This window comes from Bradyrhizobium sp. Gha (assembly GCF_900113735.1).
GTDB lineage: Bacteria > Pseudomonadota > Alphaproteobacteria > Rhizobiales > Xanthobacteraceae > Bradyrhizobium.
In genome coordinates this window covers 548,817-571,601 of the sequence record NZ_FOQM01000001.1, presented here as the reverse complement: position 1 = coordinate 571,601, position 22,785 = coordinate 548,817, and the positions used below count along the sequence as shown (strand labels likewise).

General features: G+C 65.0%; 20 protein-coding genes. 2 read left to right on the top strand and 18 right to left on the bottom strand.

Annotated features, from left to right (window positions below):
* Positions 1-164 precede the first annotated feature (164 nt).
* Genes BM222_RS02740 through BM222_RS02720 form a run of 5 tightly spaced genes read right to left on the bottom strand, consistent with a single transcriptional unit; the run spans position 165 to position 6,151 of the window.
* Positions 165-404, bottom strand: a complete 240-nt coding sequence (locus BM222_RS02740) for a formate dehydrogenase subunit delta (protein ID WP_092226724.1) — start codon at positions 402-404, stop codon at positions 165-167.
* Positions 388-1,221: a formate dehydrogenase accessory sulfurtransferase FdhD gene (gene fdhD / locus BM222_RS02735; protein WP_092226723.1), complete on the bottom strand. Its 834-nt coding sequence runs from the start codon at positions 1,219-1,221 to the stop codon at positions 388-390. Before fdhD ends, BM222_RS02740 begins: the two co-directional genes overlap by 17 nt.
* Positions 1,222-1,225: 4 nt before the next feature.
* Entirely contained in the window at positions 1,226-4,099 is a 2,874-nt protein-coding gene (fdhF, locus tag BM222_RS02730) for a formate dehydrogenase subunit alpha (protein WP_092226722.1), read from the bottom strand.
* Between the two features lie 10 nt (positions 4,100-4,109).
* Positions 4,110-5,666, bottom strand: coding sequence for a formate dehydrogenase beta subunit (locus BM222_RS02725; protein WP_092226721.1), 1,557 nt, complete (start codon positions 5,664-5,666; stop codon positions 4,110-4,112).
* A complete protein-coding gene (locus tag BM222_RS02720) occupies positions 5,663-6,151 on the bottom strand; it encodes a formate dehydrogenase subunit gamma (protein ID WP_092226720.1) in 489 nt (162 codons plus the stop codon). The genes BM222_RS02725 and BM222_RS02720 overlap by 4 nt, the downstream gene beginning before the upstream one ends.
* A gap of 225 nt (positions 6,152-6,376) precedes the next feature.
* On the opposite strand from BM222_RS02720, the gene BM222_RS02715 reads away from it, so the two are divergent.
* Positions 6,377-7,270, top strand: a complete 894-nt coding sequence (locus BM222_RS02715; protein ID WP_092226719.1) for a LysR family transcriptional regulator — start codon at positions 6,377-6,379, stop codon at positions 7,268-7,270.
* Positions 7,271-7,490: 220 nt separating this feature from the next.
* Here BM222_RS02715 and BM222_RS41835 read toward each other — a convergent pair whose 3' ends face one another.
* The 13 genes from BM222_RS41835 to BM222_RS40835 all read right to left on the bottom strand — a co-directional run bounded on the left by BM222_RS41835 (position 7,491) and on the right by BM222_RS40835 (position 21,002).
* On the bottom strand, positions 7,491-8,102 hold the full coding sequence (locus tag BM222_RS41835; protein ID WP_244546987.1) for an integrase core domain-containing protein: 612 nt from the start codon (positions 8,100-8,102) through the stop codon (positions 7,491-7,493).
* Entirely contained in the window at positions 8,000-8,644 is a 645-nt protein-coding gene (locus BM222_RS41830; protein WP_244546986.1) for a helix-turn-helix domain-containing protein, read from the bottom strand. Before BM222_RS41830 ends, BM222_RS41835 begins: the two co-directional genes overlap by 103 nt.
* Before the next feature lie 167 nt (positions 8,645-8,811).
* On the bottom strand, positions 8,812-11,142 hold the full coding sequence (locus BM222_RS02705) for a PAS domain-containing sensor histidine kinase (RefSeq protein WP_092226718.1): 2,331 nt from the start codon (positions 11,140-11,142) through the stop codon (positions 8,812-8,814).
* A 224-nt stretch (positions 11,143-11,366) separates the two neighbouring features.
* Complete coding sequence (locus tag BM222_RS02700) at positions 11,367-12,740, bottom strand: cation-efflux pump (protein WP_092226717.1); 1,374 nt, start codon at positions 12,738-12,740, stop codon at positions 11,367-11,369.
* 175 nt (positions 12,741-12,915) lie between these two features.
* Positions 12,916-13,884 carry a zinc-binding dehydrogenase gene (locus tag BM222_RS02695; RefSeq protein ID WP_092226716.1) on the bottom strand — a complete coding sequence of 323 codons (969 nt, stop codon included), beginning with the start codon at positions 13,882-13,884 and terminating at the stop codon, positions 12,916-12,918.
* A gap of 233 nt (positions 13,885-14,117) precedes the next feature.
* Complete coding sequence (locus BM222_RS02690; RefSeq protein ID WP_092226715.1) at positions 14,118-15,113, bottom strand: NAD(P)H-dependent flavin oxidoreductase; 996 nt, start codon at positions 15,111-15,113, stop codon at positions 14,118-14,120.
* Between the two features lie 265 nt (positions 15,114-15,378).
* Positions 15,379-16,032 (bottom strand): hypothetical protein, encoded by a 654-nt coding sequence (locus BM222_RS02685; RefSeq protein ID WP_092226714.1) that lies wholly within the window; start codon positions 16,030-16,032, stop codon positions 15,379-15,381.
* A gap of 57 nt (positions 16,033-16,089) precedes the next feature.
* Entirely contained in the window at positions 16,090-16,293 is a 204-nt protein-coding gene (locus tag BM222_RS02680; protein ID WP_092226713.1) for a hypothetical protein, read from the bottom strand.
* Between the two features lie 341 nt (positions 16,294-16,634).
* On the bottom strand, positions 16,635-17,420 hold the full coding sequence (locus BM222_RS02675) for a fumarylacetoacetate hydrolase family protein (RefSeq protein WP_177242964.1): 786 nt from the start codon (positions 17,418-17,420) through the stop codon (positions 16,635-16,637).
* Positions 17,420-18,439, bottom strand: coding sequence for a 2-dehydropantoate 2-reductase (locus BM222_RS02670; RefSeq protein WP_092226711.1), 1,020 nt, complete (start codon positions 18,437-18,439; stop codon positions 17,420-17,422). The genes BM222_RS02675 and BM222_RS02670 overlap by 1 nt, the downstream gene beginning before the upstream one ends.
* Positions 18,440-18,540: 101 nt before the next feature.
* The gene (locus tag BM222_RS02665; RefSeq protein WP_092226710.1) at positions 18,541-18,966 is read right to left on the bottom strand and encodes a CBS domain-containing protein; all 426 of its coding nucleotides are present in this window, start codon (positions 18,964-18,966) and stop codon (positions 18,541-18,543) included.
* Positions 18,967-19,155: 189 nt separating this feature from the next.
* A complete protein-coding gene (oxlT, locus tag BM222_RS02660; RefSeq protein ID WP_092226709.1) occupies positions 19,156-20,490 on the bottom strand; it encodes an oxalate/formate MFS antiporter in 1,335 nt (444 codons plus the stop codon).
* Between the two features lie 374 nt (positions 20,491-20,864).
* On the bottom strand, positions 20,865-21,002 hold the full coding sequence (locus tag BM222_RS40835) for a hypothetical protein (protein WP_177242963.1): 138 nt from the start codon (positions 21,000-21,002) through the stop codon (positions 20,865-20,867).
* 298 nt (positions 21,003-21,300) lie between these two features.
* Here BM222_RS40835 and BM222_RS02655 point away from each other — a divergent pair, with 298 nt between their 5' ends.
* Positions 21,301-22,632, top strand: a complete 1,332-nt coding sequence (locus tag BM222_RS02655) for an Hsp70 family protein (protein ID WP_092226708.1) — start codon at positions 21,301-21,303, stop codon at positions 22,630-22,632.
* The last annotated feature ends 153 nt before the right edge of the window (positions 22,633-22,785 follow it).

Sequence of the window (22,785 nt, the reverse complement as noted above, 5' to 3'; positions counted from 1 at the left end):
ACATCGAGGCTCAAGGGCGCGCGACCTCGATCTTGTCGAAGGCACGAAGCAAGGCCGTTGGCTCTCCCGAGGCTTCGGGATAGGTGACGTAGAGTTGAGGAACGGCGGCGCCTTTGACCCTGCTTGCCCCATCCTTTTGGTGCCCGGTGGGGTACGGCGCGTGTTCAGTGCGCTTCCGGAAGGGACGTCGCCTGCTTGAGCGAGGTCAGGGCTTCGAGCACGTTGGGCTCGAGGCCCGCGCCGCCGGCATCGAGATGCGCGAAGATCGCGCGCTTCATGCGGGGATCCCAGAACTTCCTGATGTGGTCGGCGATCCCGGGCACGGCCTTGTCGTGGCCCTGGCTGCGAAAAAACGTACCGATCTGGTTGGCCATGTAGATGAGGCGGTCAGCAGGCGACGACATCAATGATCTCCGGAGCACGATGAGCCGTGATGCGGCCCGGGTGCGTGAACACTTCAAACCCGTCGCTGCGGGCAATTGCAATCAGCGTGATGCCGGCAGCAGCCGCGGTGCGCACGGCAAGCGCGGTGGGGGCCGAGACCGCGACCATGACAGGCGCGCCAATGGCGGCCGTCTTCTGCACCATCTCGACCGAGATGCGGCTCGTCAGCAGCACGACGCCGGCGCTTGCGTCCGTCCGGCTACGCGCCAACGCGCCGGCGAGCTTGTCGAGCGCGTTATGGCGGCCGACGTCCTCGCGCAAGGCGCCCATGCCGTTCGCGGGCGACCAGAAGGCCGCCGCGTGCACCGCGCGGGTCTGCATGTTGATCGATTGCAGGGGCGCGATCGCCTGCATCGCCGCCATGATCTGGTCCGGCGTGAGGGTCTGCCCCTGCGGCACGACAGCGGCCGGCCGTATGGCTTCGGCGATGGAGTCGATGCCGCAGATGCCGCAGCCGGTGGGACCTGCAATGTGCCGCCGGCGTTCGCTGATGCGTGCGGCGTTGTCCTGCTCGAGCCACATGCGCAGCTCGATGCCGTCATCGAGGCGGACGACATCGAGGGACTTGATGTCGTCAACCGAGCTGATGATGCCCTCGTCCAGGCTGAAGCCGACGGCGAAATCTTCCAGGTTCTGCGGCGTCCCCATCATGACGGCGTAGGTGCCGCCATTATAGGTCAGCGCCAGCGGCGTCTCCTCGGGGATCAGCCGCGTGCCTTCGGACGCGACACGGTCGCGCCAGATCTCGCGGTCGATCGCCTGGACCGGCACGTGCATGCGGCTACTCCGCGGCCTCGGCCGGCGCGATGCGGCGGGACTGCCGCGCCTGCTCGTCGTAGCTCTTCTGCCAGTCGGACGGGCCGTTCGACGGCGAGATTTGCACGGCCGTGACTTTGTACTCGGGGCAGTTGGTCGCCCAGTCCGAATAGTCCGTCGTGATCACGTTGGCCTGCGTGTCCGGGTGGTGGAAGGTGGTGTAGACGACACCAGGCGACACGCGGTCGGTGATCTCGGCGCGCAGCGTGGTCTCGCCGGCGCGGCTCGTCAGCCGCACCCAGTCGCCATCGCGCACGCCGCGCAACTCGGCGTCGTGCGGATGGATCTCCAGCCGGTCCTCGGCGTGCCAGACCACGTTCTCGGTGCGCCTTGTCTGCGCGCCGACATTGTACTGGCTGAGGATGCGGCCTGTGGTGAGCAGCAGCGGGAAGCGGGGGCCAGTGCGCTCGTCGGTCGCGACATATTCGGTGATGATGAACTTGCCCTTGCCGCGGACGAAGCCATCGATATGCATCACCGGCGTGCCCTCCGGCGCCTTCTCGTTGCAAGGCCATTGCACCGAGCCGAGCTCGTCGAGCTTGGCGTAGGAGACGCCGGCGAAGGTCGGCGTCAGGGCCGCGATCTCGTCCATGATCTCGGAGGGATGGCTGTAGTTCATCTCGAAGCCCATCGCCTTGGCAAGTCCGATGGTGACCTCCCAGTCGGCCAGGCCGTTCTTCGGCGACATCACCTTGCGGACGCGCTGGATGCGGCGTTCGGCGTTGGTGAAGGTGCCGTCCTTCTCGAGGAAGCTCGAGCCGGGCAGGAAAACGTGGGCGTAGTTCGCGGTCTCGTTGAGGAAGAGGTCGTGAACGATGACGCATTCCATCGCCGACAGCGCCGCCACCACGTGCTTGGTGTTGGGGTCGGACTGGAGAATGTCCTCGCCCTGCACGTAGAGACCCATGAACGTGCCTTCGATCGCGGCATCGAACATGTTGGGGATGCGCAGGCCCGGCTCGGGGTTGAGCTTGACGTCCCACATCGCCTCGAACTGCTCGCGCACGGCATCGCCGGCGATGTGACGATAGCCGGGTAGCTCGTGGGGGAACGAGCCCATGTCGCAGGAGCCCTGCACGTTGTTCTGGCCGCGCAGCGGATTCACGCCGACGCCCGGGCGGCCGATGTTGCCGGTCGCCATCGCAAGGTTGGCAATCGCGATCACGGTGGTCGAGCCCTGGCTGTGTTCGGTGACGCCGAGGCCGTAATAGATCGCACCGTTGCCGCCGGTGGCGTAGACGCGAGCCGCTTCGCGCAACGTTTTCGGATCGACGCCGGTGAGGATGGCGGTGGCTTCCGGGCTGTGCTTCGGTTGCGCGACGAAGGCGGCCCATTCCTCGAACTCGCTCCAGTCGCAGCGCTCGCGCACGAAGGCTTCGTTGACGAGGCCCTCGGTGACGATGACATGCGCCAGCGCGGTGACGACCGCGACGTTGGTGCCGGGCATCAAGGGCAGATGCAGCGCCTTCACGTGCGGCGATTCCACCATTTCGGTGCGGCGCGGATCGATCACGATCAGCTTGGCGCCCTGGCGCAGCCGCTTCTTGAGGCGGGAGGCGAAGACGGGGTGAGCCGAGGCCGGATTGGCGCCGATGATGACGGCGACATCGGTATCCTCCACCGAGTCGAAATCCTGCGTACCGGCTGACGTGCCGAAGGTGACGGAAAGCCCATAGCCGGTCGGCGAGTGGCAGACGCGGGCGCAGGTGTCGACATTGTTGTTGCCGAAGCCGGCGCGGATCAGCTTCTGCACCAGATAGGTTTCTTCATTGGTGCAGCGGGACGAGGTGATGCCGCCGATGGCATCGCGCCCGTACTTCTTCTGGATGCCGCGCATCTTGGCCGCCGCAAACGAGAATGCCGCGTCCCATGATACTTCGCGCCAGGGGTCCTCGATCCGCTCTCGGATCATCGGCTTGAGAATGCGTTCGCCGTGGTTGGTGTAGCCCCAGGCAAAGCGTCCTTTGACGCAGGAGTGGCCGCGATTGGCCTTGCCGTCCTTGTACGGCACCATGCGCACCACTTCCTCACCGCGCATCTCGGCCTTGAACGCGCAGCCGACGCCGCAATAGGCGCAGGTGGTGACGACGGAGTGCTCGGGCTGACCGATCTCGATGACGGACTTCTCCGTCAGCGTCGCGGTCGGGCAGGCCTGCACACAGGCGCCGCAGGAGACGCATTCCGAGCCGAGGAAACTCTCGTTCATCCCGGGGGAGACGCGGCTGTCGAAGCCACGGCCGGAGATGGTCAGCGCGAAGCTGCCTTGCACTTCCTCGCAGGCGCGCACGCAGCGGGAGCAGACGATGCATTTGGAGGGATCATAGGTGAAGTAGGGATTGGACTCGTCCTTCGGCATCCAGGCGGCATTGATCTCGCCGTTGGATTTGGCGAAGACGTGGTTCTCGCCCTCATAGCCGTAGCGCACCTCGCGCAAGCCCACGGCGCCGGCCATGTCCTGCAATTCGCAGTCGCCATTGGCGCCGCAGGTGAGGCAGTCGAGCGGATGGTCGGAGATGTAGAGCTCCATCACGCCCTTGCGCAGCTGCTTCAACCGCTCGCTCTGGGTGTGGACCACGAGGCCGTTCATCACAGGCGTGGTGCAGGAGGCCGGCCTGCCGGCGCGGCCCTCGATCTCGACGACGCAGAGCCGGCAGGAGCCGAACGCGTCGACCATATCGGTCGCGCAGAGCTTTGGGATCTGGTGGCCGGCGTCCATCGCGGCGCGCATGATCGAGGTACCCTCGGGCACCGTGACCTCATTGCCGTCGATGGTCAGCGTCACCATCGTTTCCGACTTGGAGCGCGGCGTGCCGAAGTCGATTTCTTCGATCATGGACATGGTCGTTCTCCTATTCCGCGGCCTGAAGCGTGGTCGGGGCGGGGGCGAAATCTTCCCGGAAGTGCTTCAATGCGCTGAGCACGGGGTAGGGCGTGAAGCCGCCGAGTGCGCAGAGCGAGCCGAACTTCATGGTGTTGCAGAGGTCTTCGACAAGCGCGAGGTTTTCGGTGACACGCTCGCCGCGGATGATCTTCTCGATGGTCTCGACGCCGCGGGTCGAGCCGATGCGGCAGGGCGTGCACTTGCCGCAGGACTCGACGGCGCAGAACTCCATGGCGAAGCGCGCCTGCTTGCGCATGTCGACGCTGTCGTCGAACACGACGATGCCGCCATGGCCGATCAGGCCGTCGCGCGCAGCGAAGGCCTCATAGTCGAACGGGGTGTCGAACAGCGCGCGCGGAAAGTAGGCGCCGAGCGGGCCGCCGACCTGCACGGCGCGAACCGGGCGGCCTGTGAACGTGCCGCCGCCGATATCGTCGACGAGCTCGCCGAGCGTCACGCCGAACGCCGTCTCGAACAGCCCGCCCTGTCGGATGTTGCCGGCAAGCTGGATCGGCATGGTGCCGCGCGAGCGCCCCATGCCGAAATCGGCATACGCCTTGGCGCCTTCGGTGAGGATGAAGGGGATGGCGGCGAACGACAGCACGTTGTTGATGACGGTCGGCTTGCCGAACAGGCCGTGATGCGCCGGCAGCGGCGGCTTGGCGCGCACCAGGCCACGGCGGCCCTCGAGGCTTTCCAGCAGCGAGGTCTCCTCGCCGCAAACGTAAGCGCCGGCGCCGACGCGCACTTCCATATCGAAGCTGTACGTCGAGCCGCCGATCTTGTCGCCGAGATAGCCGCCCCGCCTTGCCGCCGATATCGCGGCCTTCATCGCTTCGACCGCGTGCGGATATTCGCTGCGAATGTAGATGTAGCCCTTGGTGGCGCCGACCGTGATGCCTGATGTCGTCATGCCCTCGATGACGAGGAAGGGATCGCCTTCCATGATCATGCGGTCGGCGAAGGTGCCGCTGTCACCTTCGTCGGCGTTGCAGACGATGAATTTGCGATCGGCTTTGGCTTGCGCCACCGTCTTCCACTTGATGCCGGTCGGGAACCCGGCTCCGCCGCGTCCGCGCAGGCCAGAGGCCGTTACTTCGTTGAGGATCGCGTCCGGGCCCAGCGACACCGCGCGCTCGAGACCCTTGTAGCCGCCATGGGCACGGTAATCGTCGAGCGAACGCGGATCGATCACGCCGCAGCGGGCGAAGGTGAGGCGGGTCTGGCGCTTCAGCCAGGGAATTTCGTCCGCAATGCCGAGCCGCAGCGCGTGCGGTCCATTGCTCGCCATGGCCTCGAGCACGGAGTTGACGTCCTCCGTGCCGACAGGACCGAATGCGGCCCGGCCTTTGGGCGTTGCCACCTCGATCATCGGCTCCAGCCAGCAGAGCCCGCGCGAGCCGGTCCTGATGATCTCGACAGGCAAGCCGCGCTTCGCTGCAACCTGCTCGAACGCGACGGCGATGTCGTCGGCGCCGACGGCCACAGCGGCGGCATCACGGGGAATGAAGATCTTCATGTTCATCGCCGTGCCTCCGCGACCAGCGCATCGATGCGCTTCTCGTCGAGCCGGCCAATGAGGCGGCCATCGAGCATCGCGGACGGCGCGGTCGCGCACAGCCCGAGGCAGTAGATCGGCTCCAGCGTAACGCGATCATCCGCCGTGGTGTTGCCGAGCGAGACCCCAAGCTTCGCCTCGGCGCGCGCCGCCAGCGCGTCTCCGCCCGCGGCCTGGCAGGCCTCCGCGCGGCACAGCTTCAGCACGTGGCGGCCGGCCGGCTTGTGGCGGAAGTCATGGTAGAAGGTGAAGACGCCGTGGACCTCGGCGCGCGACAGATTCAGCGCCTGCGCCACCATGGGAATCGCGGCCTCCGGCACGTAGCCGAATGCCTCCTGAAGCGCGTGCAGAATCACCAGGGTCGCGCCTTCCTGACCGGCATGTTCGGCGATGATCTCCGCGCCGCGCGTCTCTTCCCAGGAGTCGTAACAAGGCTCATAAACCGCTGTCATTCTTCGTTCTCAAATTGAGCGTCCCTTTCGCGCAAACTATTTGGAATCGTTCGAAGATCAATAAAGCTGTCTCATGCTGCGATTGCGAATTCAGATCGATTGGAGATCGCAATCGATCGATACGATCGGGTCATGAAACTTGAATCGTTTGCCGGTTTTTGCGTGTTGATGCAGGTCCCGGCGTGATAGCTTGCATGCGACGACAGATGTGCAGGGGACGGACGGTTGATCGACAAGCTTGAACTGCTGCTGGCGCTGGCCAAGGAGCGGCATTTTGGACGGGCCGCAGAGGCCTGCGGTGTCACCCAGCCGACCATGTCGACCGCGCTCAAGCAGCTCGAGGAGATTCTGGGCGTGATGCTGGTCCAGCGTGGGTCCCGGTTTCAGGGATTTACCCCCGAAGGCGAGCGAACGCTCGACTGGGCGCGGCGGATCGTGGGCGATGCGCGCGCAATGCGCGACGAGATCAACGGACTGAAGCACCAGCTCTCCGGCGAGATCCGCATTGCGGCGATTCCGACCGCGCTCGGCATGGTCGCGTCGCTGACGACGCCGTTCCGCGCGCGGCATCCCGAGGTGCGTTTCAGCATCCGCTCGACGACCTCATCGGAGGTGCTTGGGCTGCTCGAAAACCTCGAGGTCGATGCCGGGCTGACCTATATCGAGAACGAGCCGATCGGGAAGGTACGTACCATTCCGCTTTACAACGAGAGCTATCGCCTGCTCACCGCGCCCGATGGGATGTTCGGCGACCGCGAGACGGTGACCTGGACCGAGGTCGGGCAGGTGCCGCTGTGTCTGCTGACACCTGATATGCAGAACCGCCGCATCATCGACCGTGCGCTGCGCTCGGTCGGCGCCGAGGCGACGCCGACGCTGACCTCGAACTCGCTGCTGGTGCTGTTCACCCATGTCAAGACCGGGCGCTGGGCCAGCGTGATGCCGGCCAAGCTCGCCGAGACGCTCGGCCTCTCCGACAAGGTCCGCACCATCCCGATCGTCGACCCCGAGGTCAATTACAGCGTTGGCCTGGTGATCCCGCAGCGCGACCCGATGACGCCGCTGATCGCAGCGCTGGTCAACGTCGCGCGCGAAGTGGCTCCGAGCCTGCAGTCGTAAAGCCGAATGCCTATGGCGTGCACGATGTAACGGCAGCGGCACTGGGCTCCCTCTCCCGCTTGCGGGAGAGGGGTGGGAGAGGGTGTCTCCGCAACGGGACAATCCCCAAGAGGAAAGAACCCTCACCCGCCACGCGCCGGACGGTGCTTCGCATCGCTCGGCCCGCTGTCCAGCGGATGGATTGGTAACAAATTAGACCGGATGGATGGGTAACACTTGTTCATGATTTGGTCAGCTGCGGCGCTGCGCTAGCGCAGCGCCGCAGCTTGCGTGTTTGCCGGTCGATAATGCCGATCGGCACGTCGAAGAAGCGCACCTGCCAGGATCCGTCCTCGATTTCCTCGACGGCAACAGCTTCGCCGCCAAGAGCGCTGCAGATGTGGATGAAGTCACCACGCCACTTGATCTCTCCGGTGGAGCGGACCTGGCGAACCGCGGCTTCGGATGGATAATCAGGCTTGGGAAGCCGCCCTGGCATCGCACGCATCGAGGGCTGATAGACGCTGGCAGGTGGGCGCTGGCCGAGCGCCTCGTGCGGCCGCTCTTCGTTGTAGTCGCGCGCAAATGCGGTGAAGCGACGGGCCTGCGCCATCCGGGTCGGCGGCGGTGGCCGCATGGCTTCCAGAAGCGTGAGGTGAAAGCGCTCGTGCCGGCCGTTCTGCTGCGGATGGCCGGGATCAATCCGTTCGTGGCGAATGCCGAGCTTGATCCACCATACCGACAGCGCCGTCAGGCCAGTGGTTCCGGTCGAGACAAACGGCGAGCCTTGTCGGAACGGATGATCTGCGGCAAGCCGTACTCGCGAAACGCGCGCTCCAGCAGCGGTTGGCACTCGGCATGCTGCGTGCTTCCCGTCGCCGCCAGACTGATCAAATAGCGGCTGAAGCCATCGGTCGCCGTAAAGGGCTCGACCCGGGAGCCGTCGCCCAGTCGAATCCAACCCTTGTGATCGAGCGCCCAGACATGATTGGCATGCTGAGGCACCGTCAGCTCTCCCATCCGCGGCGGCGCACGGCGACGGACCTTGCGGCCGTCAATAAGCCCTGCTCGCTTGAGGATCGCGCCTGCCGTTGATGCTGACGGCCATTCGATATCCCTTTGCCGAGCCTCGAGCTTGCTCACGATCTTGCGCGGTCCCCAGCTCGGTCGCTCGAGCCTCAGTCCGACAATCGCATCCACCATGTGCTGGGGCGTTGCGCGCCCATGCACCCGTGCGGCGTGGGAACGTTCCGCAAGCCCTGCCGGCCCTTCCAAATGGTAGCGTTCCAACCATTTGTAACCAGTCTTGCGGCTGATCTCGTAACGGTCGCAAAGCTCCGTCATCGTCCACAATCCGCTTCGCTGATCCGCGATGAAGTTAACCCGCTGGTCCATTGCGCAGCTCTCTCGCCAAGGCATCGGCTGGTCCTCCCAGCCGACAGAGAACTGTCACCCATCCATCCGGTCTATTGTGTTACCTATCTATCCGGTCTGGACACGCGTCGGCCTCTCCCGCAAGCGGGAGAGGCGGGGAGCAGGCCCGCAGACCGTCTTCGTGAAGTTCAAGCCGCAGCCGAGATCCCAGGCGCCGCCTTGATCGCATCGCGCGGCAGCGTCACGCGGACGACGGTGCCGACTTCCAGCCTGGAGCGCAGCCGCATCGAGCCGCCGTGGAGCTGCGCCAGCGAGCGGGCGATCGCAAGGCCAAGGCCGGAGCCGTGATAGGTCTTGGTGAGCTGGCTTTCGACCTGCTCGAACGGGCGTCCGAGCCGCGCCAGCGAGTGCGGCGCGATGCCAATGCCGGTGTCGGCGATCATCAGCACGATCTTGTCCTCGAGCTGCCGGCTGCGCACCACGATGCGTCCGCCGTCGGGCGTGAACTTCACCGCGTTGGACAGCAGGTTCACGACGATCTGCTTGGTCGCGCGGCGGTCGGCGACGACGGAGATGGATTTCTCGATGTCGGCATCCAGCGTCAGGTTCTTGTCCTCGGCCCGGCCGGAGACGACGCGCAGGGATTCGGCCAACGTCCGCGACAGGTCGAGCTCTTCCATGTCGAGCTTCATCCGGCCGGCCTCGATCTTGGACATGTCGAGGATGTCGTTGATGACCTCGAGCAAATAGTGCCCGCTGGTCAGGATGTCGTGGCAATATTCCTGGTACTTCTCTGAGCCGAGCTCGCCGAACATGCCCGAGCCCATGATCTCGGAGAAGCCGATGATGGCGTTGAGCGGCGTGCGCAGCTCATGGCTCATATTGGCGAGGAACTTCGACTTGGTCTGGTTGGCTTCCTCGGCCCGGGTCTTCTCGCGTTGGTACTTCTCGGCGAGATCGGCGAGCTCGATGGTCTGGCGTTCCAGCGCCGCCTGGGAGCGCCTGAGGTCGATGACGGTGGCGCGCAGGCGCAGATCGTTGTCGACGAGCTTCTGTTCGTGCTCCTTGATCCGGGTGATGTCCGTGCCGACAGAGACGTAGCCGCCGTCCTTGGTGCGGCGCTCGCTGATATGCAGCCAGCTGCCGTCGTCGAGCTGCGCCTCGAAAGTGCGTGCGCCCGGGCCTTGGGCCGCGATCTCGTTGTGACGGGTACGGACTTCGGGCATGCGGCCGACTTCCAACACGGTCTCGTAGGAGGTGCCCGGGATCACGGCCGTGTCGGGTAGCTTGTGCAGGCGCTGGAAGTGCGAATTGCACAGCACCAGGCGATCGCTCGCGTCCCACAGCACGAAGGCTTCCGGAATGGTCTCGATCGCGTCGCGCAGGCGAAGGTCGGCTTCCACGGTGCGCTCGGCGAGGCTCTTCTGCTCGGTGATATCGACCGCGATGCCGATCAGGTGCATGCCGGCATCGCTGGCGCCGCGGGTCCGCTCGCAGCGGACGCGCAGCCAGATCCAGTGGCCATCGACGTGCTGCATGCGGAAGATCTGGTCGATGTGGTCGATCTTCTCGGAGATCAGCTGGTCGGCGATCTCGAACAGGTCGATGTCGTCGGACTTCACCAGCGCGTTGACCTCACCGAAGGTGAGGAGCTCGTTGCGGCCGTCGAGGCCGAGCATCGAGAACATCGATTGCGACCAGAAGATCCGGCCGCGCGACAAGTCCCAGTCCCACAGCCCGCAGCGGCCGCGATTGAGCGCAGTGTCGATTCGGCCGCGCACGGCATCGTTGATGAGGTCGCCTTCGCGGGCGCGGGTCGACTGCCAGTGGAAGGCGAAACCGAGGATCAGGACGACGAAGCCCGTCGTCGCGGACAGCGTCACCGACAGCGCCGCGTCCGAGCCCCAGATCGGCTCGTTGCGCTCCTGGATCACGGTGACGAGGCCCGGCAGCGACGTGATCGGCCGCGAGGTCGCCATCGCGGCGTTGCCATCAGGCAGCGTCATGCTGGAGACGTCGTTGTCGCGCGGCGGCGCGGCGAGCAGCTGGGCGGTGGTGATCGCATCGAGCAGGCGGTCGTTGCCGGCGGGATCATTGTCGATCGGGATGCGGGCAAGGATGCGGCCGTTGACGCCCGCCGAGGTGACGACGACATGGCGGCCCGAGATCCTGGCCCGCGACGGGATCATGTCGGGGAGCAGTGCCGGCAGGTTCTCGATGTTCTTCAGTCGCTCGCCGCGCACGGCGCTGACGCGGTCGATGCGTTCGGCGAGCAGCTCGGCGAGGGATGAAATGTCGTTCTGGATGACCAGGCGCTTCTGGCGCGTCTGGTCGACGACCTGGACGAACGCGCCGAGGCAGATCGTGATGAGGAAGGCGATGATGAGCGTCGGCACGGCGCGACGCAGCGCCGGCTCTGCGATCAGGAGCCGGTGATAGGCAGGTTTCGCGATCGATTGCGCCAATCCCTTGATCGAATCGGATTGGACACACGCGTTCGCGGCGTCTGCGCGCGCCATGCCTTCGGCCCCCTGAAAACCTGCTTGCGACGAATTTCGAAAGCAGCCCCACGTCGCTCTCGAATCACAGCGATTTGAATCCACTTTGCGCAGGCTGTCGAGAGTCAACGAAACGTTAACGCGAAATAATTCTTATCCAATGGAGAGTTTCGTGCTGCGAGCCCGCAAACTCACGTGCACGGGGAGTCCGAAACAGGAACGCGTGATCCCTCACACGCTGCGCGTCACGCGCGCGGCGGCTCGGCGTGGCTGATGACGCGCTTCACGCTCGGGAATGCGCGACGCAGCCGGCGCTCGATCGCGTCGACGTGCTCGTGCACCTTGATCACGCTCATCGACGGCGTGGCGCGGCAGTGGAAGTTGACGATCTCGCCGGCTTCGGTGTTGCGAACGCGCACGTTATGGATGTCGTGGATCTCGCCGCCGGCGGCATATTCGGTCAGCGCCGCGGCGATGGTCTGCACCCTGTCAGGCGCAACGTCGACGCCGAACGGCAGTTCCGGTTCCAGCGGCTCGATATGGACGTCGACCTCGACGTCCGCACCGAACTCTTCCTGGATGTTACGTTCCAGCATGTTGGCGACGTCATGGGCGGCGTCGAGCCGCATCTCGGCGTCGACTTCGAGGTCGATGCTGACGATCAGCTTGGTGCCGAGATCGTGCACCGTGACGTGGTGGATGGCGAGGGCCGAATTGCGCGCGATCACCATGATGCGGTCGCGCACGGTCTCGTTGTCGCGGGCAACGGGGACGGCCGCGAAGGAGAGGTCGGCATCGCCGAACGCCTTGCTGAGGGCGGCCTCGGCGTTGCGCTTGATGTTCTCGACGCGGTCGATCGGGTAGGTCCTGGGCACCTTGACGATGCTGTCGATGAAGGTGGTCGCCCCGACCATGCGCACGCGCAGCCGCTCGACGTCGATCACGCCGGGCACACTGCGGATCGCCGCCGTGGCTTTTTCCAGTGCACCTTCCGGCGCGCGGTCGACCAGCGTGTGCACCGTGGAGCTTGCCATGCGCAGGCCGAGGCCCGCGATCATCACGGCCACGGCGGCAGCTGCCGCAGCGTCACCCCACCAGAAGCCGAAGGCTGCGAGAATCAGACCCACGATCACGGCACATGAGCCCATCACGTCTGACGCAAAGTGCAGCGCGTCCGCAGCGAGCGCTTCGCTCCTCGTCGCCCGGGCGGCGCGGTGCAGGGCACGGGCGCGCCAAAGATTGACGAGGATATCGACGACGAGCACGACGAACGGCACGGCCGAAATCGTCGGCGGCGGGGTTCCCTCGCGCAGATGGCTGTAGGACTGGACCAGAATGCCGCCGGCGAGCACGTAAAGCAACGCGGTGACGCCCAGCGCCGAAATGCTCTCGAGCTTGCCGTGGCCGTAATGGTGCTCGTCGTCGGCCGGCTTGTCGGAGACCCGCACCACCGCCCAGGTGATGATGGTCGCGACCAGGTCGATCGAGGAGTGCAGCGCCTCCGAGACCAGCGCCAGCGATCCGATCGCGATGCCGACGATGAATTTGGCCGCCGCCATGCCGCCGCTGGCCAGGATCGAAATGGCCGCGACCGATGTCTTGTCGTGTTGTCCGCTCATGGCGGGGGATTTAGCAGGGCATTCGCGAACATCAAGCGATGATCCACAGACGTAGTCGCGAGTGAGTTGCAGGAGCGAAGCAGGCACTGTCATTCCGGGACGATGCGAAGCATCGAACCCGGAATCTCGAGATTCCGGGTTCGTCCTTTCGGGCGCCCCGGAATGACGGTGGTCGCTAGAGCGTCACCACGATCTTCCCCAGATGCTTGTTCGCCTCCATGTGCTCGAACGCCTTGTCGATGTCGGAGAACGGATAGACCTTGTCGATCGGCAGCTGGAGTTTTCGCGATTCCACCGCGCCCCAGATGTCCTTCCTGACCGCGTCGAAGATCGCGCGGACTTCCTCGAGGCTGCGGGTGCGGAAGGTGACGCCGATATAGCTGATGCGGCGAGCCGCATGCAGGTCGAAGTTGAAATCGGCATGGGTGCCGCCGAGCCGGCCGACATTGACGATGCGGCCGAGCACCTTCGCCGCGGCGAGGTTCTGGTTGGCGACCTGGCCTGAGACCTGGTCGACGATGAGGTCGACGCCTTCGCCGCCGGTCGCCTTCAGCACCTCGTCGACCCATTTGGGGTCGGAGGAGTCGATTGCGAGGTCGGCGCCATATTCCTTCAGCCGTCCGCGGCGATAGGCATCGGTCGAGGAGCCGATCACGAGCCTGGCGCCCTTGAGTTTGGCAATTTGCATCGCCATCAGGCCGACGCCGGAGCTGGCGCCCTGGATCAACACGGTCTGGCCGGGCTGCACGCCGCCGACTGTGACGACGGCGTTGTGCATGGTCGTGAGCCCGACGGGCAGGGTCGCGGCCTCCTCGAAATTCATGCTGGAGGGCACGTGGAACAACCGGCCGTGGTCGGCGAGCGTATACTCCGCGAACGCCGCGCCGCCCGAACCCATGATGCGATCGCCGATCTCCAAGCCCTTCGCGTCCGGTCCGAGCTCGGCAACTTCGCCGGCCCATTCCATGCCAAGCACGGTGCCGGCGCCGCCGGCCGCACCGTGCGCGTGGCCCTTGCGCATGCCGGTGTCGGCGCGATTGAGACCACAGGTGCGGACCTTGACGAGCACCTGCGTGCCCTCAGGCTTTGGTTGAGCGACGTCGGAAATCCGAGCGCCTTCAGGACCATAGACATAAGCCTTCATGCGTTACCTCGACCTGAATTGCGTTTGTAGATGAAGTTCGATGTCGTTCGCCTCGCCCCGCTTGCGGGGAGAGGCCGACGCGCGGAACGCGCGGCGGGTGAGGGGGACTCTCCGCGAGTCCAACTGCTGCCGCCCTCGCGGAGACTCCCCCTCACCCCAACCCTCTCCCCGCAAGCGGGGCGAGGGAGTAGACCCTCGGCGTAGCGAGCTCCGCGGTCAAATCACCTTAATGATCATTCCGCGGCCTGCGCCGCAGGACCCGCGATCATGCCCTCGAGCCTGGAACGAATGATCGCCTCGGCTTCGCGCACGATGCGGGAGATGAGCTCGCCGCAGCTCGGGATGTCCTGGATCAGGCCCTGCACCTGGCCGGCCGACCAGATGCCTTCATCCGAATTGCCTGTCGCGTAGACCATCTTGCCGCGGGCGCCGGCGACGAGCTCGCGGATGTCCTCGAACTTGGCGCCTTCCTTCTCCATCGCAACGACCTTGGTCGAGATCTCGTTCCTGGCGACGCGCGAGGTGTTGCGCATGGTGCGGAAGATCAGCTCGGTCTCGCGCTCGTCATTGGCCACGATCTTTTCCTTGATGAGCTGGTGGATCGGGCTCTCCTTGGTCGCCATGAAGCGGGTGCCCATGTTGATGCCCTCGGCCCCCAGCGCCAGGGCGGCGACGAGGCCGCGGCCGTCGGCAAAGCCGCCGGAGGCGATCATGGGGATCTTGACCTTGTTGGCGGCGGCCGGGATCAGGATCAGGCCGGGGGTGTCATCCTCGCCGGGATGGCCGGCGCATTCGAAGCCGTCGATCGAGATGGCGTCGACGCCCATCCGCTCGGCCGACAGCGCATGGCGCACGCTGGTGCATTTGTGCACGACCTTGACGCCGTGCTTCTTGAATTCGTCGACATGCTCCTGCGGCTTGTTGCCGGCGGTCTCCACCACCGTGATGCCGCTTTCGATGATGGCGGCGCGGTATTCGGCGTAAGGCGGCGGCTTGATCGCGGGCAGGATGGTGAGGTTGACGCCAAACGGCTTGTCGGTGAGGTCGCGGCAGCGCGCGATCTCCCTGGTCAGGTCCTCCGGCGTCGGCTGGGTCAGCGCGGTGATGAAGCCGAGCGCCCCGGCGTTGGCGACCGCGGCAACCAGCTCGGCCCGCCCGACCCATTGCATGCCGCCCTGGACGATCGGGTGCTCGACCCCGACGAGCTTTGTGAACCGTGTCTGCAGCATGATGCTTCCCCCGCCTGCGTGGCAGGCTCTGTTACCAGTTGATGGGGAAGAGGATGCCGCCGGGGTCGGGAAATGTCTATTGTTGGGGCGTGCGGTGAGTCATGCGGGCGGTGGGAGTGATTCCGCGAGGCGGACAATTGGAGCGCGCCGCTGCATCAACACCGTCATTGCGAGCGTAGCGAAGCAATCCCGGCTGTTTCCGCGGACGGACTCTGCATTGCTTCGCTATGCCCGCAATGACGGCGGCGGTGGCGAGTCTGGCGGGCTACTCCGCCGACAAACGCACCATCTGCCGGCCGCCGTTCATCTCTTTCAGGCTGTTGACGAAGTTTTCCGGGCGCTGCCAGCGATTGGGGACTTTCAATCCCATATACTCGGCGATATCGCCGATGAAGCCCGTGCAGTTGGTGGTCTCTGCGTTCCAGACCGGAGAGCTCGCTTTCAGCTTCTCGATATAGGCGAACACCCGCTTGGCATCGGCCTCGTTGAGATACACGCGATAGCTCGCGGTCAGATAGTCGGGATCGAGATCGCCGTAGCTTGCGCCGGTCTCCGACGGCACCCAGGTGAAGTAGCCGAGCACGTAAGTCCAGGTGTCACCGGCCGGCGTGAGGCCGGCAACCTCGACGGCGCGCTCGCTGGTCTTGCCGTACCAGACGAAGGCATGTCCCCAGCTCGCCGCCGTGCGCGCGCGGAAGTCGACGTAATAGGGGCCTTTCTCCGTGCGCGGGAGCGAGCGCCGCGCCCCTTGCGGTGAGGAGCGCGCCGCGGTGTCGGTCGTGACAAGCGCACTGGCATCATCGGCCATGCGCTTGTTCGTTTGGTGAGCCGAGACAGAGGACATCATGCATGCGAGCATGGTCGCAAGCGCGAGGCCCGCAAGGATGCAGGATCCCGATCGATCAGGTTTGTTCGTCACGTTGAGCCCCTCGACTGTCGGCCGCCTGCGCAGATCCTGCGCGTCGTTTGCGGCGCCTCAGTAGCGCGCGGCGACCGGGGCGGGCGCCTTGCCGATCGGAGCCTTGCCAACGGGGCTCTTGCCGATTGGCATCTTGCCGATCGGGGCCTGCTCGGCCGGATAGACCGGCACGGGCTGGCGGCGCGGCAGATCCGCAGCGTTTGCAGCCGTCACCAGAGCAAGCGTCGCACCCAGAACAATTACAATCTTCTTCACAGTCATACCCCTAGAAGGTTTGGTCCAAACACGGCTGGGCCGTGCCCCCAGACACGCCTGACAAAAGGGCTGCCGAATGCGTCCACAGTGCGGCATCCCTGCGACAAGTTGGCGGCATTGATCGGCGCGCGCAGATGTGAAGTGTGTCGGAATGTTTCGGCGCGCGTCGCGCTTCAGCGGTCGGCGCTCAGCCGAAAATGCATCTCGATCTTCGACTGCGATCCGTCGCTGGCAACGCGCCACGGCGAGAAGCCGGGCGTGGGATCGGGATCGGAGGGAAGGTCGATTGACCAACGCTGCGTGGGCACATGAGGCAGCGTCAGGCTGACGGAACACCGCCCGTGCAACTACAACCTGAACTCGTTCGTGAGTTCGCCGATGCCGTCGATCGCGACGGTCACAATGTTCACCGGCTCCTTCATGACGCCGACGCCGACCGAGGTGCCGACGGCGATGAGGTCGCCGGGGAGCAGGGTCATGTCGTGGGAGATCTTGCTGACGAGGGCTTGCGCGCTGAAGATCATGTCGGAGATCGGATAATTCTGCCGTTCCGCGCCATTGAGGATGGTGCGAACGGTGAGCTTGGCCGGATCGAGGCCGGTCGAGATCACGGGGCCGAACGGGCCGTAATCGTCGATGCCCTTGGCGCGGGCCCATTGCGGGAAGCTGGGATCGCTGGTCAGGATGTCGTTGGCGGTAATGTCGTTGACGCAGGTGTAGCCGAAGATGAAGCCGTCAGCTTCGTCGGGCGAGACGCGCGCGCAGGTCTTGCCGATGACGATGCCGAGCTCGCCCTCATAGGTGGTCTTGCCCTCGTAGTAGGAGGGACGGCGGATCACGGCACCCGGCGTCGTGATGGTGGTGGTGGCCTTGAGCAGATAGAGCGGCTCCGGTGGCTCGGGCTGGTTCAGCTTGGCGGCGAGCGCGTGAAAATTATTCCAGAGCGCGACGATCTTGCTCGGAGCGCAAGGTGCGAGCAGCTCGACCTCGGGCAGCGCGAGAGTCCTGCCGGTCGCGGCGTTGCGGCCGAACATCTCGCCCTCATGCACGCTGATTTCAGATGCGGTCAGCGTGCCGAAGCCGGTGGTGCCGGCGTGGCGGAAGCGCAGCCATTTTTTCGTCTCGGTGCTCATCACGCCACCGCCAGCGCGCGAGGATCGGACCGCGCGGAGACGCCGTCATAGAGCCCGGCGATACGGGCACGCTGGGTCACCATCGCCAGCACGGAATCCAGCGCCGGGGTGGGGATTTTGGTCAACCGGCCCATCTCCTGCACCACGGTGACGAGAGGGTCGATCTCCATCGGACGGCCGCGCTCGAGATCCTGCAGCATCGAGGTCTTGTGCGCGCCGACCTTGCGGGCGCCCTCGATGCGGCGCTCGACGTCGACGCGGAACTTGATGCCGAAGGTTTCGGCGATGGCTTGCGTCTCCAGCATGATTGCCCGCGACAGCGCCCGCGTGGACGGATCGGTGCAGATCACGTCGAGCGTTGCATGGGTGAGCGCGCTGATCGGGTTGAAGCAGACATTGCCCCAGAGCTTGAGCCAGATTTCGTCGCGGATGCGGTCGAGCACCGGTGCCTTCAGGCCGGCCGCGACGAACAGGTCGGCGAGGCGCTGCACGTCCGAGGTGATCTCGCCGGAGGGCTCGCCGAGCGGGAAATTGGTGCCGTAGACGTGGCGGATCACGCCGGGCGCCTCGATCTCGGTGGCGGGATAGACGATGCAGCCGATGGCGCGTTCGGCCCCCAACTCGCGCCATTGCCGCCCGCCGGGATCGATGCTCTCCAGCGTCGAGTTCTCGTAGTCGCCGCCATGCTTGTAGAAATACCAATAGGGAATGCCGTTGACGGCGGTGACGATGCGGGTGTGGGGCCCGAGCAGCGGCGCCATCTTCTCGATCACGCCGGTGATCGAATGCGCCTTCAGCGTGACGATGACGTAGTCCTGCACGCCGAGCTCGGCCGCGTTGTCGGTGCAGCGGGGATGGACGGTGTGCGTCTCCTCGCCGGCGCGCAGCGTCAGGCCGCGCTCGCGCATGGCGGCGAGGTGCGCGCCGCGCGCGACCAGGCTGACGTCGGCGCCTGCGCGCGCCAGCTGCACGCCGAGATATCCGCCGATCGCGCCGGCGCCGTAGATGCAGATCTTCATGAAATCCTCGCGGGGGTAGCGGAATTTGGCGACGAGAGATCCGGTCCGGCCCGGATGTGTCCGAGCCGGCCAGGCAATCGCAGGGAAGAGGCGTGGCCGCTTTAGGCGGCTTGCGGCGTGCTGTTGGTCGCCTCGTCGACGGCAGCCGCGATGTCGCGCATGCTGATGACGGAGACGAGGCTGTAGTCGTCGATCACGGGCAGGTGCCGGATGTGATTCCGATTCATCAGATGCCGGACATGCTCGATCGTGTCGGAGGAGGTGCAGGAGACGAGCTGCTGCACCGACACGAGCTGCGAGACCTTCACGTTGACTGCATTGGCGCCGTGCTCGGCAACCGCACGCACCACGTCGCGCTCGGTGAACATGCCGACCGCGGTGTTGCCTTCCGAGCGGACCACGTCCTTCACCACCAGCGCGCTGATGTTGTTGGCCCGCATCAGCTTGGCGGCAATACCCACCGTTTCGTTCATTCGCACCGTGACAACGCGCGGCGTCTTCTTGCGCAGAATGTCTCCGACCAGCATGGCAACCTCCCTGGGGTGAACGTCGCAGGAAGTGTGGTATACATAATGCCAATCGTCAAGCGTTGGATTTGGTTCATCCGAAAAATCTTGCGGCAGGGATGCTGACGTTTGTCGTCGCTGCAGAAAGGTGCGGCAAAGAAAAAGGGGCGCATCGCTGCGCCCCTTTGACCAACTTGAAAGCGTGGCGGCTCACGCCGTCCCGGTCTTGGCACGGGTGTCGGCATTGGCGGTTGCGGGAGTTGCGCTCTCGGCCTCCTTGCCCAGGATGAACGAACGGCGCATCGGCTTGATCACGAGCAGGGCCATCAGCGCGGCCGTCGCATTCAGCGCCACGGCCACCACGAACACGGCCTTCCAGCCATAGGCGGTCGAGATCACGCTCGCGAGCGGCACCAGAAGGGAGGCGGTGCCCTTCGCGGTGTAGAGCATGCCGTTGTTGGTGGTCGCGTATTTCGAGCCGAAGGTGTCGCCCGAGGTGGCGGGGAACAGCGAGTAGATCTCGCCGAACACGCCGAAATAGACCGCCGTCGCGAGCACGAACACGAGCGGGACGTGACCGTAGGCCGACAGCGTCAGCAGCATCAAGGCGGCGGTGCCGAACGCGATGAACATGGTGTTCTCGCGACCGATCGTGTCGGACACGAAGCCGAAGAACGGGCGACCGAAGCCGTCGAAGATACGGTCGAGTGAGATCGCGAAGGTCAGGGCCGCCATCTCGAAGCCGGCGAGCGAAACCGGCGTGTTGGCGATCTTGAAGTCATGCGCGATTGGCGCGATCTGTGCCGCGGTCATCAGACCGCCCGAGGCGACCATCACGAAGACGAGGTACATCACCCAGAAAATGGGCGCGCGCAGCACCTGCGGCGGGGTGAAGTCGATCTGGGTCTGCGGCAGATTGAGCTTCTTCTTCTTCGGCGGGATCGAGATCCGCGGCGGCTGGATGAAGAAGGCGAGCACGAACACGATTACGCCCTGGCCGATGCCGAAGGTGAGGAAGGCGTGCTGATAGCCTGAAGATGCGATCATGGTCGCGATCGGCACCACTGTGAGCGCCGCGCCCGCGCCGAAGCCGGCCGCAGTCGCACCGGCGGCAAGACCGCGGCGATCGGGAAACCATTTCAGCGCGTTGCCGACGCAGGTGCCGTACACCGCGCCCGCGCCCATGCCGCCGACAACGGCCGCGGCGTAGAGCAGGGGAAGCGAGTCAGCGTAGGAGTTGAGCACCCAGGACAGCGCGATCATCACGCCGCCGAACATGATGACGATGCGCGGACCGTATTTGTCGACGAACCAGGCCTCGACCGGCACCAGCCAGGTCTCGGTGACGACGAAGATGGTGAAGGCGAGCTGGATCGCGGCGCGACCCCAATGGTACTTGGCGTCGATCGGATCGACGAACAGCGTCCAGCCATATTGCAGGTTGGCGATCATCGCCATGCAGACGATGCCCATCACGAGTTGGAGCCAACGGAAACCTGTGCGAAGAGGCGCGGCCGTGACGGCGCCATCCGTGCCTGAAGTCATCAACAACCTCCCAAGCGCCTGTCTGTCACGACGGCGCCGCCATATGGCGGGTGTCGCAAATATTGTGGCTTATGGTGCAAGCGCCGCGAGGAGCTTGGTATACCATATTCCAGAATGCAAGCCCTATCTCAGGCGCAAGCTCAAGAAAAGTGCAGATTCTCCGGGTTTCCGGGTATCGGGGTATATTTGGGAGGGTGAAACGCCGGGCCATGAGGCGGGCGCGATGGGCGAGATGAGAGCGAGGCCGGATGTTGATCGCGCCGCCACCATCTTGCGCCAGCGCTTGAATGCCACGAGCGCCGGCAGCCGCGAGGATGAGCACATGGATCTCGCGGCGGAACAGACTACGAATAAATCGATCCTGGCCCCCGCGCTTACAGGCCGAAACGGGGGAGATCGCCATTGTGGTTGGAAATCTCGGCGCTAGCCATCAGGAAGCGGTCGACGGCCGCCATGAAGCGGGCGAACAACGAGGCGGAGGGTGCAAGGGCGACGAAAGCGGTCTTGGACATCGGAATTCCCTATTCTAAGACAGTCATGAGTGCTGTCCTATCTCGAAATTTTTTATGTATGCCAGATGCCAGTGTCCATACGCGGCCTTGCATAGCAGCATGTGAATTGCCGCATTGCAGCATGGCGCTTCATCATCAAAGCGCACCGTCCGGGTCCGGAAACATCGCCTTTTCCGCCTCAGAACTGCGCAACACGCAGGTTCGGGCTGCTCGGACGGGGTCTTGTCAGGCTCTTGGCACCGCAGTGCAAAACGGTTAGTGCTTCGCCCCCTTTCCCCGTCATCAGTCAGAGTGGTTCATGTCGAGCGCCTCGCCCGCCGTCTCGATCGGCATCGATTTTGGGACCAGCAACACCGTCGTCGCGCTTGCCGCCGACGATCGGCGGGTCGAGGCCCTCAGGTTTGACCACGGCGGACAACGCCACAGCACTTACGTCTCGGCACTCTGCTTCTGGGAGGACCGGCCGGGCGCCGGCGCCCAGGCCGAAGGCGGACCGTGGGCGATCGAGCAGTTTCTCGAGGGGCGCCACGTCTATCGCTTCCTGCAGTCGTTCAAGACCTTTGCGGCAAGCTCGAGCTTCAACACCACGCAGGTGTTCCGGCAGCGCTTCAAGTTCGAGGACATTCTGGCGGCATTCCTGCGCACGCTGGCGCGCCATGGCGGCGACAGGTTCGGATTCGAGGCAGCCAACATCACCGTCGGCCGTCCCGTGCGCTTTGCCGGCGGCAATCCCGACGACGACCTCGCCATGCAGCGCTACCGCGCCGCGTTCGAGCGCTTGGGCGCCGGTCACGCCCGCTATGTTTACGAGCCCGTCGGCGCGGCGTTCTCCTTCGCCCGGCGCCTCGAGCGCGACGCCACCGTGCTGGTTGCGGATTTCGGCGGCGGCACCAGCGATTTCTCGGTGATGCGGTTCTCGCGCGCCGGCGGCCATTTGCGCGCCGAGCCGCTGGGACACGCCGGCATCGGGATTGCGGGCGACACGTTCGATTATCGCATCGTCGACCACGTGGTCTCGCCGCGGCTCGGCAAGGGTTCGAGCTTCCGCTCGTTCGACAAGGTGCTGCCGATCCCGAACAGCCACTACACCAACCTCGCACGCTGGCATCAGCTCGCGCTGATGAAGAGCAACGGCGATTTGCGCGAGCTCAGGGAGCTTGCGCGCACGGCGGTGAAGCCTGAACAGCTGGAGCATTTCATCACCATCGTCGACCTCGACCTCGGCTTCTCGCTGTACCGCGCGGTGTCAGACGCCAAGGTCGCGCTGTCGGCCAAAGACGAGGTGGATTTCCGCTTCAAGGGCGGCGGCGTCGATATCGGCTCCGCCATCACCCGGAAGAAATTCGATAGCTGGATTGCCGACGACATCGCGCGGCTGGGGGCTACCGTCGACAAGGTGCTGGGCGAAGCCCGCATCACCGCGCGCGAGGTGGAGAAGGTGTTCTTGACCGGCGGCACCTCCTTCGTGCCGGCGGTGCGAAAACTGTTCGCCGACCGGTTCGGCAACGAGCGGCTGATGTCGGGCGACCAGTTCGAATCGATCGCGTACGGCCTGGCGCTGATCGGACACAGTGCCGAACCGGATCGCTGGACCGCGGATGGTGGGCTGAAGTCGAGGGCGGGTGCATAACAGTCGTTGCGATCAGTCGCCGCAGACCCGGTGCGAGTTAGTCTCGCGGAGGGCTCCTCGCTTTCCGTGATTGCGAGGAGCTCATGCGACGAGGCAATCCAGGCTGCCACCGCGGAGGGATTCTGGATTGCTTCGCGGAGCCCGTCATCGGGC